At 62.2% G+C, this 13,570-nt stretch carries 12 protein-coding genes; 3 read left to right on the forward strand and 9 right to left on the reverse strand.

Features of this window, described 5'->3' with window-relative positions; translation table 11 throughout:
* Positions 1-93 precede the first annotated feature (93 nt).
* Complete coding sequence (locus ABSE61_RS19830) at positions 94-966, forward strand: LysR substrate-binding domain-containing protein (RefSeq protein ID WP_423872831.1); 873 nt, start codon at positions 94-96, stop codon at positions 964-966.
* A gap of 3 nt (positions 967-969) precedes the next feature.
* On the opposite strand, the gene ABSE61_RS19835 is transcribed toward ABSE61_RS19830, so the two are convergent.
* The 9 genes from ABSE61_RS19835 to ABSE61_RS19875 form a co-directional block, all read right to left on the reverse strand.
* A complete protein-coding gene (locus tag ABSE61_RS19835; protein WP_423872832.1) occupies positions 970-2,199 on the reverse strand; it encodes a BaiN/RdsA family NAD(P)/FAD-dependent oxidoreductase in 1,230 nt (409 codons plus the stop codon).
* A gap of 178 nt (positions 2,200-2,377) precedes the next feature.
* Entirely contained in the window at positions 2,378-3,295 is a 918-nt protein-coding gene (locus ABSE61_RS19840) for an SDR family NAD(P)-dependent oxidoreductase (RefSeq protein WP_423872833.1), read from the reverse strand.
* Between the two features lie 125 nt (positions 3,296-3,420).
* Positions 3,421-3,900, reverse strand: coding sequence for a MaoC family dehydratase (locus ABSE61_RS19845; RefSeq protein ID WP_423872834.1), 480 nt, complete (start codon positions 3,898-3,900; stop codon positions 3,421-3,423).
* Positions 3,901-5,637 (reverse strand): AMP-binding protein, encoded by a 1,737-nt coding sequence (locus tag ABSE61_RS19850; RefSeq protein WP_423872835.1) that lies wholly within the window; start codon positions 5,635-5,637, stop codon positions 3,901-3,903.
* A gap of 10 nt (positions 5,638-5,647) precedes the next feature.
* Positions 5,648-6,535: a 3-hydroxyisobutyrate dehydrogenase gene (mmsB, locus tag ABSE61_RS19855; RefSeq protein ID WP_423872836.1), complete on the reverse strand. Its 888-nt coding sequence runs from the start codon at positions 6,533-6,535 to the stop codon at positions 5,648-5,650.
* 36 nt (positions 6,536-6,571) lie between these two features.
* On the reverse strand, positions 6,572-7,651 hold the full coding sequence (locus ABSE61_RS19860; RefSeq protein WP_423872837.1) for an enoyl-CoA hydratase/isomerase family protein: 1,080 nt from the start codon (positions 7,649-7,651) through the stop codon (positions 6,572-6,574).
* Positions 7,648-8,793: an isobutyryl-CoA dehydrogenase gene (locus ABSE61_RS19865; protein ID WP_423872838.1), complete on the reverse strand. Its 1,146-nt coding sequence runs from the start codon at positions 8,791-8,793 to the stop codon at positions 7,648-7,650. The genes ABSE61_RS19860 and ABSE61_RS19865 overlap by 4 nt, the downstream gene beginning before the upstream one ends.
* A 37-nt stretch (positions 8,794-8,830) precedes the next feature.
* Entirely contained in the window at positions 8,831-10,327 is a 1,497-nt protein-coding gene (locus tag ABSE61_RS19870; RefSeq protein WP_423872839.1) for a CoA-acylating methylmalonate-semialdehyde dehydrogenase, read from the reverse strand.
* A gap of 157 nt (positions 10,328-10,484) precedes the next feature.
* On the reverse strand, positions 10,485-11,105 hold the full coding sequence (locus ABSE61_RS19875) for a TetR/AcrR family transcriptional regulator (RefSeq protein ID WP_423872840.1): 621 nt from the start codon (positions 11,103-11,105) through the stop codon (positions 10,485-10,487).
* Positions 11,106-11,352: 247 nt separating this feature from the next.
* On the opposite strand from ABSE61_RS19875, the gene ABSE61_RS19880 reads away from it, so the two are divergent.
* Both ABSE61_RS19880 and ABSE61_RS19885 read left to right on the forward strand, forming a co-directional pair.
* Positions 11,353-12,123, forward strand: a complete 771-nt coding sequence (locus ABSE61_RS19880) for an enoyl-CoA hydratase (protein WP_423872841.1) — start codon at positions 11,353-11,355, stop codon at positions 12,121-12,123.
* A gap of 159 nt (positions 12,124-12,282) precedes the next feature.
* The gene (locus ABSE61_RS19885; protein ID WP_423872842.1) at positions 12,283-13,479 is read left to right on the forward strand and encodes an acetyl-CoA C-acyltransferase; all 1,197 of its coding nucleotides are present in this window, start codon (positions 12,283-12,285) and stop codon (positions 13,477-13,479) included.
* Positions 13,480-13,570 lie beyond the last annotated feature (91 nt).

The raw sequence follows: 13,570 nt of genomic DNA on the forward strand, positions 1-13,570 counted from the left end.
GTGAGTGCCGTTCCGTGACCTTCTTCGCCCGTGGATTACGCCGTGTAAAACGAGTAATTCTGTAGCCGTGACTTGAGCAAAACCGGAGATCACATGCAGACGCTCGACCTGGCTGTTATGCGCACTCTGCTCGCGGCGGTCGAAACCGGAAGTTTCGCCGGCGCGGCACGGAAAGTTGGACGCTCGGAATCCGCGGTCAGCCTGCAACTGAAGCGGCTCGAAGAGCAGATCGGTGAGCCGGTTTTCTTGCGTGCGGGAAAGCAAATGACGCTTACGGGCGCGGGCTCGCGGCTGGTCGAATATGCGCGGCGGTTACTCGATCTGAACGATGAGGCGTTGTCAGCTGCGTCGGAAAGCTCGACCGGCGGAACGGTCACGCTCGGTGTTCCGCACGATGTAACGGAAACATGGTTGCCCGCGGTGATCGAAGGATTTCGGCGCAGCCATCCATCCGCAACATTGAAAGTTGTCGAGGGGCGAAGCGCCATCCTGTTGAGCCGGCTTGCAGACGACCAGATCGATCTCGCTATCGTGTTTTCGGCGAAGAGACCTGAAAACGCGGTGTGGTCTGCCGACCTTCCGATGGCGTGGATCGGGCGTGACGATTACGGTCTGAAAAAACATCAACCGCTTCGGCTGGCCGCGTTCGATCCGCCGTGTTTCTTTCGCGCCGCAGCCATCGCGTCGCTGGAACACGCCGGCATCGATTGGTCGATCGGCTATGTCAGTAACACGCTTCCCGATCTCTGGAGCGCGGTGAAGCTCGATCTGGGCATCGCGGTCCGAACGCCTGCTGCAGTGCCGGCGGGACTCGCGATCCTGGACAGCGAACACGGCCTTCCGGACTTACCGCCCTTCCGCGTATCGCTCTGCCGGTCGGCAACGGAGTTAAAACGGCCGATCACCGATCGGCTTCGGGTCATTCTGGAAGAATGCCTCGCTTTGTCCGTAAGCGCGGCGACATAACCGTCAGCCCACAAGACACTTCAGTGCTCCTCGCCCAGCCGCAACACCTGTCGCAAAACAGGCCTGCAACAGATAGCCGCCGGTCGGCGCTTCCCAATCGAGCATTTCGCCCGCGGCAAACACGCCGGGTAAACGACGCAGCATGAAATCGGCATCGAGTTCGTCGAATGCGACGCCGCCTGCACTCGAGATCGCTCTCGCAATCCAAGCGATGCCGGTGAGCTGGATCGGCACTGCGTTGATTAGCGCGGCAAGTTTTTCCACCGGCAATGACGCAAGCGGCGTCCTCGAATTGATCGCCGCCTCTTGCAACAAGCCGATCGCGACCGGCGATAATGCTGCGGCCTTGCGCAGCCAGTTTGACAACGTCTGCTTGCCGCGCGGCGCCGACAGGCGCGTGACGAGATCATCTGACGCCACGTCCGGCCGGAGCGCGATATGCAACGTCGCCTGCCCCGATGCCAGAATGGCGTCACGCAGCTCGGCGGACAACGCATAGACCGCCCCACCCTCGATGCCCTCGCGCGTGATCATGGCCTCTCCGCGAACGCTGCGCCCGGCAAACGACAGCGCAATTCCCTTCAGGGGAGCGCCCTCAAAGCGCTCGCGAAAGATGTCTGACCATCCAACCTCGAAGCCGCAGTTAGCCGGCTTGAGTGCCGAGACCTTCACGCCGCTGGCATGAAGCGTTTCTACCCATCCACCGTCCGACCCCAATCGTGGCCAGCTCGCGCCGCCCAGCGCCAGCACGGTCGCGCGGGCCTCAACGGCGCTTTCTCCCGCCGGCGTCTGAAACCGCAAGCGCCCGCTGTCGTCGCAGCCGGTCCAGCGATGACGCAGCGAAAATGACACGCCCATCGTGTCGAGTTTCCGAAGCCAGGCCCGTAGCAACGGCGAGGCCTTCAAGGCTTTCGGGAATATGCGTCCGCTGCTCCCGACGAAGGTCGGTTGTCCCAGCTCCTCGCACCACGCCCGCAGACGTTCGGGCGGAAAAGCTTCAATGCACGTGGCCAATTTCGGCGCGGCTTCGCGATATCGCGCCAGAAATGCCGTTAACGGCTCGCTATGCGTGAGGTTAAGCCCGCCGCGGCCCGCCATCAGGAATTTCCGACCAACCGACGGCATGGCATCATAGACGGTGACTTCGACGCCACCTTGCGCCAACACTTCTGCCGCCATCAAACCGGCCGGCCCCGCGCCGATGATGGCGACGTCAACAGTGGCTGAAGACATTCAACGTCCGATCAGTAAAAGGTCGTCATGCCCGGACTTAGCCGGTCGAAGAACGGCGTCGCTTCCGCTTGCCTATGATCCGGGCATCTCCGCCTTTCCTGCTGTGGCCTTCGTGGATGGCCGGGTCAAGCCCGGCCCATGACGGGCGAGTTCGGGACGGATTGCGGAGAACAGTAATCTACAGCTTCACACCAGCCCGTGCCGCGGCCTGACCGACATATTTGTTGGTCTGCTGAAAAGCGTTTTCCAGTGCCCTCGCGGTCGACATGTCGCCGATCTCTGCGAAATGCGCCGCGATGGTCTCCGGTGTCCATTCGCTTGGCGGAAAGTTGATGCCTTCGGTCTCCACGACCTTGATCACGGCAAAGGAGCCTGCGCCCGCGCCCATGATGGTGCGGGTCGGCGCGTCTTCACCCAGCAGATAGAGCACGGCCGGCGTAATCGCCTCGGGCTTCATCAGTTCAAGCGCCTGTGGCGGCAACAGCTCTTCCGTCATCCGCGTCGCCGCCGTCGGTGAAATCGTGTTGACGCGGATATCGTTCTTGCGGCCCTCCTCCGCCAGCACGTTCATGAGGCCGACAATGCCGGCCTTCGCCGCGCCGTAGTTGGCCTGGCCGAAATTCCCGAACAGGCCGGACGACGACGTCGTGACGACGATGCGGCCGTAGTTTCGTTCGCGCATGCCGCCCCACACCGCCTTGCAGCAATAAAACGTACCGTTGAGGTGCACGTCCAGCACCTTGGCGAAATCGGCGATTTCCATCTTGGCGAACGACTTGTCGCGCAGGATGCCGGCATTGGCGCACAACAAATCTACGCTGCCCCACTCCGCCGTGGCACAATCGACCATCGCCTGCACCTGTTCGAAACTGGAGACATCGGCGCCATCGGCCATCGCGACGCCACCCGCTTTGCGGATCTCCTCGACCACGGCTTCTGCCGGCGTCAGCGAACCGCCGGTGCCGTCGCGCCCGCCACCGAAATCGTTGACCACGACCTTGGCGCCGCGGCTTGCAAGCTCGAGCGCATGCGCACGGCCAAGACCATTCCCCGCGCCGGTGACGATGGCGACGCGTCCGTCAAACCTGATTGTCATGAGTACATTTCCCGGACTTGTTTCTCTTGTCATGCCCGGACTTGATCCGGGCATCCATCAAATCAAAACGAGGTCTTTGACCAGCGATGGATTGCCGGGTCAAGCCCGGCAATGACGAACGGCGTTCAAGCAAAGTAAATCAAGCCGATCCAGTCGGCCACCAGCGCAGGCTTTTCTTCGCCTTCGATTTCGACTGACACATGGGTGAGCGATTGCAGCTCCTTTGGCTTGCGCAGCTTCGCTTCCATCAACGTAAACCGCCCGCGCACGCGCGAGCCGGATTTCACGGGGGAAACAAATCGCAGTTTGTCGAAGCCGTAATTGACGCCCATCGTCGTGCCTTCTATCACCGGCATCACCTCATAGGACATGATGCTGAGCAGCGACATCGTCAAAAAACCGTGGGCGACCGTTGCGCCAAATGACGTCTCACGTTTGGCGCGTTCGGGATCGACATGGATGAACTGATGATCCTCGATCACGTCGGCATAGACGTCGATCCGGCCCTGATCGACCAGATGCCAGGACGATACGCCGATCTCGTGTCCGACCATGGCCCGGTACGTCTCAAGCGAAACTGGCGGCTTTTTCCAGACCTCGTTCATTTACTGATTTTCCGATCCGACCGAGCGTGCTTTCTGCAATTCAGGAAAGTCCTCCTCGCGGAACTCGTCGCCGCGCAGCGAATCGCTGCGAATATTATCGTGCTCGAGGCGGCGCAGCTGTACCCGCCGGATTTTGCCGGAAATCGTCTTCGGCAATTCGCTCACGAGTTCAATGCGCCTGATACGCTTGAACGGCGCAAGCCGCGCGAGCAGATGCTGGAAGATCGATCGCGCGGTATCGCTCGAGCGCTCCGTGCCCGGCACCAAAAGGACGTAGGCTTTCGGGATTGCGAGCCGGATCGGATCCGGGCTCGGCACCACCGCCGCTTCGGCGACCAGCTCATGTTCCAGCAGCACGCTTTCGAGCTCGAACGGGCTGATGCGGTAGTCGGATGATTTGAACACGTCATCGGACCGGCCAACGAAAGTGAAATAGCCGTCGTCGTCGACGAATACGACGTCGCCGCTGCGATAAAACGCGCCGTCGGCGCCCGAAAGCTTGCCGTACTCGCCCTCATAGCCCTGCATCAGGCCCGCGGGACGGTCGGCGCCGAGCCGGAGCGTGATTTCGCCTTCCTGAGCGGCGTGGCCGTCGGCGTCGGTAACCTCGACGCGCCAGCCGGGCAACGGCCGCCCCATCGATCCGACCTTTACCTTCTGGCCCGGTGAATTGCCGGCGAGCGCCGTGGTCTCGGTCTGGCCGTAGCCGTCGCGGATGGTCAGGCCCCAGGCCGTGCGCACTTGGTCGATCACTTCGGGATTGAGCGGCTCGCCCGCGCCGCACACCTCGCGCAGCGACACGTTGAAGTCGGCGAGCCTCTCCTGAATGAACAGCCGCCATACCGTCGGCGGCGCGCAAAGCGTCGTGACGCCGCAACGGCCGATGGTGGCAAGTAAGCCTTTGGCGTCAAAGCGTGGCTGGTTGACCACGAACACGGTCGCGCCCGCATTCCATGGCGCAAAAAAACAGCTCCAGGCGTGCTTGGCCCAGCCCGGCGAGGAAATGTTCAGGTGGATGTCGCCTGGCTGCAGCCCCAACCAGTACATGGTCGAGAGACCCCCGACTGGATAGCTGCGCTGGCTATGACGGACCAGTTTCGGCTTTGCGGTGGTGCCGGAGGTGAAATAAAGCAGCATCGGATCTTCGGGACCGGTCGGCCCGTCAGGCGCAAAGCTTTCGGGAAAATCCGCGGACGTCTCGAAAGCAAGCCACCCCTCCTGCGGCGAGGCCGCATTGACGACAACGCGCACGAGTTTCTCGCTGCCGAGGCCGGCAAATTTACCGATCTGGTCTTGCGTCGCGACCACCACCCGCGCGCGGCCGCGGTCGAGCCGGTCGTGCAATTCGTCCGGCGTTAGCAAGGTAGTCGCCGGAATCACGACCACGCCGAGCTTGATCGCCGCCAGCATGGTTTCCCAGAGTGGAACGACGTTGCCAAGCAGCAGCAACAGATGATCGCCGCGCTTTAAGCCCTGCGCCCGAAGAAAATTCGCGACCTGATTGGACCGCCGCGACAGCACGGCAAAAGATAGCCTGGTCTCGCGGTGGCTGCCGGCATCGACGATCCAGAGCGCCGGACGATCCCGGCTTCGCGGATCGCGCGCCAATTCCGCATCGAACCAGTCCAGCGCCCAGTTGAATGGAACCGCATCAGGCCAGCGGAAACCGGCAACGGCCTTGTCGTAATCGGTCCGGTGCTTCAGGAGAAAGGCGCGGGCTTCCTGAAAGGTTGTCATTGGTGCAGCTCTATTTGCCGGCCAATTCTCTGACGTGCCGGATAATCCCCGAAAAATCGACTGCGCCGTTGCCGGCGGCGTCGAACGCCTTGTAGATCTCCTGCGCGTGTTTCCCGAGCGGGGTCACAGCGCCCGACGCCTGAGCCGCGTCCTGTGCCAACGTCATGTCCTTCACCATCAGGGCCGAGGCGAAGCCGGGCTTGTAGCCGTTATTGGCTGGAGAGGCCGGCACCGGGCCGGGCACCGGGCAATAGGATGTCAGCGACCAGCATTGCCCGGACGAGGTCGAGGCGACGTCGAACAGCGCCTGATGCGACAAGCCCAATTTTTCCGCGAGCGCAAACCCCTCGCTCACCGCGATCATGGAAATGCCGAGGATCATGTTGTTGCAGATCTTGGCCGCCTGCCCTGCACCCGCGCCGCCGCAATGAACGATCTTCTTGCCCATTTTTTCCAGCACCGGCTTGGCTACTGCAAACGCCTTATCTTCGCCGCCACACATAAACGTAAGTGTCGCGCCCTTCGCGCCGCCGGTGCCGCCGGAGACTGGCGCATCGATGGAGGCTACGCCATGTTTGGACGCCAGGGCATGGGCCTCCTTGGCGCTTTCGACGTCGATCGTCGAGCAGTCGATGATAAGCGAGCCTTTGGCCATGGCCGGCAGCACTTCCTGCCAGACTGAAAGCACATGCTTGCCCGCCGGCAGCATCGTGATGACGACCTCGGCGCCCTTGACGGAAGCGATCGAACTCTCGGCGATGGCTGCGCCATCCGCTTTGGCCTGATCGCGCGACGCCGCGACGAGATCGAAGGCGATCACCTTGTGGCCAGCCTTGACGAGATTGGCCGCCATCGGGCCGCCCATATTGCCAAGACCGATGAATGCAATGCTGGCCATCTCTCAACTCCTCCGCTTTCGGTTTCTGTTTTTGTTCTAGAATACCAGTTCGTCGGCACCGATTTCCCCGAAATACGGGGCCAACATTTCCGGCGTCACGTCCTCAACTCGAGGCGGCGACCATCTGGGATTGCGATCCTTGTCGATGACGGCCGCACGCACGCCTTCGCGAAAATCATCGCTGCGAAAGACCTCCAGCGCGGCGCGATATTCCCGCACCAGACATTCCTCCAGCGACGAAGAGCCGCGCGCCAGCCGCAGCAATTTCAACGTCACGATCATGCCGCGCGGCGACTTCTCGTTCAGCACATTGAGCGTCGATCGCGCGAACCCCGAATCGTCGCGCGTGAGCGTGCTGAAAATATCCTCCATCCGGTCATGCGCAAACCAGCGGTCGATCGAGGCCTGCTTGCTTGCGATCGGGCCTGTGCTTTCACCGCTCGCAGAACCCGCGATGACGTTGTCGACCTCAGCCGAGGTCGCGCCAGGCCGCAGCGCCGTCAACGCCGCGCGTAGCGCAGGCAGTTTTGCCGATGGCACGACCGCGTCGGCGAATCGGGCAAAGACCGCATCCGGCCCATTCATGGTCTGCCCGGTCAGCCCAAAAAACGTGCCGATTTCGCCGTGGATGCGCGTCAGTAGCCATGTGCCGCCGACATCGGGGAAAAATCCGAGACCCACTTCAGGCATCGCCAGTTTCGTCTTCTCGGTGACGACGCGGTGGCGCGCATGCCCAGACAGCCCGACGCCGCCGCCCATCACCAAACCATCCATGAAAGCCACATACGGCTTTGGATATTTGGCAATCCGGGCGTTCATGACGTATTCCTGACGCCAGAACATCTTGCCGAGATCGCCGCCGGCCTTTGAGCTTTCGTAGAGCCCGCGGATGTCGCCGCCCGCGCACAGGCCGCGCTCGCCAGCGCCTTCCAGTATCACCACGGCAACGGCCGGATCGGACTCGAAGCGGTCGAGCGCCGCATCGATGCCGAGCGACATTTCATACGTCATCGCATTGATAGCCTTCGGCCGGTTCAACCGGATGATCCCGGCCGCGCCCTCGCGCCGCACGATCAGATCGCCCGCGGTTTCCGCAACCACCGCCGGCGCCGTCATCGCGCACCCTCGACCAGCTTGCGCGCCACGATCAGCCGCATGATCTCGTTGGTGCCTTCCAGAATCTGGTGCACGCGCAAGTCGCGCACGATCTTTTCGATACCGTATTCGCTAAGGTAGCCGTAACCGCCATGCAGTTGCAGCGCCTGATTGGCGACCTCGAAACCGACGTCGGTGCCGAAACGCTTGGCCATCGCGCACAGCATCGTGGCGTCCGCGTCCTTGCGGTCGAGCGCGGCTGCGGCGCGCCAGACGAAAGTCCGGGCCGCTTCGAGTTCGGTCGCCATGTCGGCGATGCGAAACTGCAAAGCCTGGAATTCATCGAGGCGTTTTCCGAACGCCTTGCGCTCATTCATGTAGGAGAGCGTGCGATCGAGCGCATTTTGCGCGCCACCGAGCGAACAGGCCGCGATGTTGATGCGGCCGCCGTCAAGGCCGGCCATCGCGATCTTGAAGCCGATACCTTCCTCGCCGAGCCGGTTGGCGACCGGCACGCGAGCGTTCTCAAAGATCACCGCACGCGTCGGCTGCGCGTTCCAGCCCATCTTGCGCTCGTTGGCGCCGAGCGACAGGCCGGGCGTATCGCCTTCAACGACGAGCGTGGAAATGCCGCCGGGCCCGCCCTCGCCGGTCCGCACCATCACGACGTAGAGATCGCCCTTGCCTGCGCCGGAGATGAACTGTTTCTGGCCGTTGAGGACGTAGTGATCGCCGTCGCGCAGCGCGCGGGTGCGCAACGCGGCCGCGTCCGACCCCGATCCCGGCTCGGTCAGGCAGTAGCTGGCAAGATATTCCATCGTGCAAAGTTTCGGCAGCCATTGCTTTCGCTGGGCCTCGTTGCCAAAGGCATCGATCATCCAGGCTGACATGTTGTGGATCGAAATGAAGGCCGACACCGTCGGGCAGCCCTGCGCCAGCGCTTCAAAGATCAGCGCCGCGTCGAAACGCGTCAGCGCCGAGCCGCCGACATCGTCGCGGATGTAGATGCCGCCGATGCCGAGCTTGGCGGCCTCGCGCATCACGTCAACCGGGAAATGCTTCTCCTCGTCCCAACGGATCGCATGCGGCGCGATTTTCTCCGCGGCAAAATCCCGCGCCATGTCGCGAACCGCAATCTGGTCCTCGGTGAGTGCGAATTGCATCTGCGCCCGGCGCTCTCCTCGAAGAGGCTGTTCTGGGTCAGTTCATCGTCGGGATCGAGAACTCCGCACCCTCCTTGACGCCGGACGGCCAGCGCGAGGTTACCGTCTTGGTCTTGGTGTAGAAGCGGATCGAATCCGGGCCGTGTTGGTTGAGATCGCCGAAACCTGATTTCTTCCAGCCGCCGAAGGTGTAATAAGCAATCGGCACCGGGATCGGCACGTTGATGCCGACCATGCCGACATTGACCTTGGCGGCGAAGTCGCGCGCGGCATCACCGTCACGGGTGAAGATCGCAACGCCGTTGCCGTAGTCGTGATCCGACGGCAGCGCGAGCGCCTCCGCATAATCCTTGGCGCGGACCACGGACAATACGGGGCCGAAAATCTCTTCCTTGTAGATGCGCATATCCTTGGTGACGTTGTCGAACAGGCAACCGCCGAGATAGAAGCCCTTCTCGTAGCCCTGCATCTTGAAGCCGCGGCCGTCGACGGCAAGCGTCGCGCCCTCCTTGACGCCGATATCGATATAATTCCTGACCTTCTCAACCGCCTCCCTGGTGACCAGCGGACCGTAGTCGGCCGACGGATCGATCGAGGTTCCGATCTTGAGCGATTCAACACGCGGGATCAGCTTTTCCATCAGCCGGTCGGCGGTGGTCTTGCCGACGGGCACGGCGACCGAGACCGCCATGCAGCGCTCACCGGCTGAGCCGTAGCCGGCACCGATCAAGGCGTCGACCGCCTGGTCCATGTCGGCGTCGGGCATCACGATGGCGTGGTTCTTGGCGCCGCCAAAACACTGGCAGCGCTTGCCGCTGGCCGCCGCGCGCTCATAGATATATTGTGCGATCGGCGACGAGCCGACAAAGCCGACCGCCTTGATATCGGGATCGTCGAGGATCGCATCCACTGCTTCCTTGTCGCCATTGACGACGTTGAGGATGCCCGCCGGCAGGCCGGCCTCGATCATCAGCTGCGCCAGCATCATCGGCACGCCGGGATCGCGCTCGGACGGCTTCAGGATAAACGCATTGCCGCAGGCGATAGCGGGGGCAAACTTCCACATCGGAATCATCGCCGGGAAATTGAACGGCGTAATGCCGGCCACCACACCCAAGGGCTGGCGGAGCGAGTAGATGTCGATGCCGGGACCGGCACCTTCGGTATATTCGCCCTTCATCAGATGGGGAATGCCGCAGGCAAACTCGACGACCTCAAGGCCGCGCTGAATGTCGCCTTTGGCGTCGGGAACGGTCTTGCCGTGCTCACGCGCCAGAACGTCGGCGAGCTTGTCGTAGTCGCGTTGCGCGAGTTCAAGGAACTTCATCATCACGCGCGCCCGGCGCTGCGGATTGGTCGCGGCCCATTCAGGCTGTGCAGCACGGGCATTCTCGACGGCGGCGCGCAATTCCGCCTTGGAGGCGAGCGCGACCTGGGCCTGCACATCGCCGGTCATAGGCTCGAAAACATCAGCAAACCGGCCGGATGTGCCCGCAACCTCACGGCCGCCAATGAAATGCCCAATCTTACGCATGCGTTCCTCCAAGAAATCCGAGTGCCGATTTTGGCAACATCTTGCAGGCTTTAGCGTGTTTGGAAAGGTGTTTTCAGCGGACGAGGAATGCGCGAAAACAACGATCTGTGGTCTTTCCGGCAGCCATACGACCAATGTCGAATGCGGTAATTTCGCATCACATCGAGGTGGTCGCCTTTTTGGCCGGTTTTTTCGCCACAGGGTTCGCCCGGCCAAGCACGGCGTCGCGGCCCGATTTGAGGATTTCCTCGGAAAGCTCGCCGTTGCCGGCAACGCGGGCCATCACCAAAGACCCCATCATGGTGGCGAGCGCGGCCACCGCCTCTTTTCGCGCCGCCTTGCGCGGCATGCCATGAAACTGTTCAGCGAGCATGTCGATCATCTGCTCCATCCGGCCGGAAAATACCCGCCGCGTCTTGGCGCTTTCCCGGGCGATCTCCGCTGCCAGCGCCGGCACCGCACAGCCATGGCCGAGATCGTCGCGGTGAACGGGGGCGAGATAGGTATTGACGATCTTCGACAGGCGCTTTTCGACCGGCGTTTCCTCCGACAGTTTTCGCCAGCGCGCGGTCGAGCGGTCCATCGCATGCGTGAAGGCTTCGATCACCAACGCATCGCGCGAATCGAAATGCGCATAAAATCCGCCATGGGTCAGGCCGGCATCCTTCATGAGATCGGCAACACCGATGCCATGCGCTCCCTTTTCGCGGAGCTTGACCGACGCCTTCTTCACGATCCGCTCGTGGGTCTGAAACTTGTGTTCTCTGGAGTACCGCATCGAAATCCCATGATATGTTCGAAATCATATAATGACGGCAGCGTCCTTTTAACATCAGCCGCTACGAAATGCTGCATCTTAATTTTGGCAAGTGTTCCGATTTTGGCCCCTTGCCTTTTCGAGAAAACGCCTTGGACAGATCTGGCATTCACGCCCGGCTCCGATCTTGACAAGACCGGCCTTTGGCAGGGAACTGCGATCCTTTGGCAGAGAACTGCGATTTATCCTTTCAGGTCACGAGGGCGCCATGCAAATGCTCACCCCCCATTGCGGCATCGAGCGCGATTCCCGCGGGGTCGTTCGCCTGACGATTTGCAAGGCGGGCCCGCTGAATATCCTGGGGTCCGAAGCGATCCGGGCCGTCCGCGAAGGGCTCGAGGCGCTGGCGCCGGATCGTCAGATCCGCGCTCTCATCCTTGCCGGCGAAAGCCCGAAAAGCATGATCGGCGGCGCCGATATCAAGGAGATGGCCCGCCTCGATCAGAAATCGGCGGAGAAATTCATCACCGGCTTGCGCGATCTATGCGAGGCGGTGCGAACCTTCCCCGCGCCGGTGATCGCGCGGATGCCCGGCTGGTGCCTCGGCGGCGGGCTTGAAGTCGCGGCCGCCTGCGATTTCCGCATTGCGGGATACGACGCCAAATTCGGCATGCCGGAGGTCCGCGTCGGGATTCCGAGCGTGATTCATGCAGCCGTGTTGCCGCGTCTTATCGGCTGGGGCCGCGCCCGCTGGCTGATCATGACGGCCGAAACCATCGATGCCGCCACGGCACTTGCCTGGGGACTTGTCGACGTGGTCGCGCCGGAAGGCGGTCTTGATGAAGCTGTCGAAAAAGTGATCGATGCGCTGCTGAAAGCCGGCCCGGAAGCGCTACGCGCGCAAAAAGCCCTGCTCCGGCAATGGGAAGAACTGCCGCTGACGGAATCGATCAATCTGAGCGTCGGCACATTCGGCCGTTCGTTCCTGACCGACGAGCCGACACGGCTGATGCAGGCCTTCATCGACCGGAAGCGGTGACGGACGGCTCGCAGTCGGCAACGAGCGCCGCGGCCGCCGATCAAGACATTTTGTCATCCGACCGATGTGTAGTTGTCATCGCCGTGATCCGTTGCGGAATTTTGCACTGCATCATATGATAGCTGTAATCCAATTACCTCGTCCCGATGGAGTGCACGCATGGCCACAACATCCGATCCCGTTGTCATCGTTTCCGCCGTCCGCACGCCGCTTGGCCGCTTCATGGGCGAGCTTTCGCCGTTTTCCGCCCACCAACTCGGCTCCCACGTGATCGCCGCCTCGCTCGAACGTGCCGGGCTTTCGCCGGAGCGAGTCGATGAAGTCTTCATGGGCTGCGTGCTGCCGGCCGGACAGGGCCAGGCTCCGGCACGACAGGCCGCCCGCGGCGCCGGATTGCCGGATGCCACCGGCGCCACCACCATCAACAAGGTCTGCGGCTCCGGGATGAAAGCCACGATGCTCGCCCACGACATCATCCGTGCCGGATCTGCCGAGATCGTCGTATCAGGCGGCATGGAGAGCATGACGAATGCGCCCTATCTGCTGGCGAAAGCGCGCGGCGGATATCGCGCCGGACATGATCGGATTATCGATCATATGCTGCTCGACGGCCTCGAGGATGCCTATGAGGCCGGCCGTTCGATGGGCGATTTCGGCGAAGCCACCGCGGAGACCTATCAGTTCACGCGGAAGGACCAGGACGCTTATGCGATGGAAACGCTGACGCGCGCCCGTAACGCAGTGCAAGGCGGCGCGTTCAAGGCCGAGATCGCTGCTTTAACCGTGAAAGACAAGACGGGTTCGCGCATTGTCGGCAACGACGAAATTCCGTTGAAGGTCGATGCCGCCAAGATTCCCGGCCTGAAGCCGGCGTTCCGCGCCAACGGCACGATTACGCCGGCCGCGTCCTCGGCGAACGCCGACGGCGCCGCCGCGTTCGTGCTTGCCAAGCGCTCGCTGGCGGATCGCGATGGTCTGCCCACACTGGCCGAAATCAAGGCTCACGCCACCCATAGCCAGGAGCCGCAGTGGTTCACGACGGCGCCGATCCCGGCGATCCGCAAAGTGCTAGACAAGGCCGGCTGGAGCGTTGACGATGTCGATCTGTTCGAGATCAACGAGGCATTCGCGGTGGTCGCCATGGCCGCGCAGCGCGACCTCGGCATTCCCAGAGAGAAACTCAACATCAATGGCGGCGCCTGCGCGCTCGGTCACCCCATCGGCGCAACAGGCGCCCGGCTGATCGTTACGCTGCTGCATGCGCTTGAGGCGAAAAATCTCAGGCGCGGCGTGGCCGCGTTGTGCATCGGCGGCGGCGAAGCGACCGCTGTTGCGGTCGAGCGGATATCATCTTGACAAAAGACGATGTCCGAAAATGAGGGAACTTAGCCATTTCGGTCACGCAACGATTGCGTCAATATGCACCTGTAACCAACCAAGATAACTC

This window comes from Bradyrhizobium sp. (assembly GCF_049519115.1).
GTDB lineage: Bacteria > Pseudomonadota > Alphaproteobacteria > Rhizobiales > Xanthobacteraceae > Bradyrhizobium.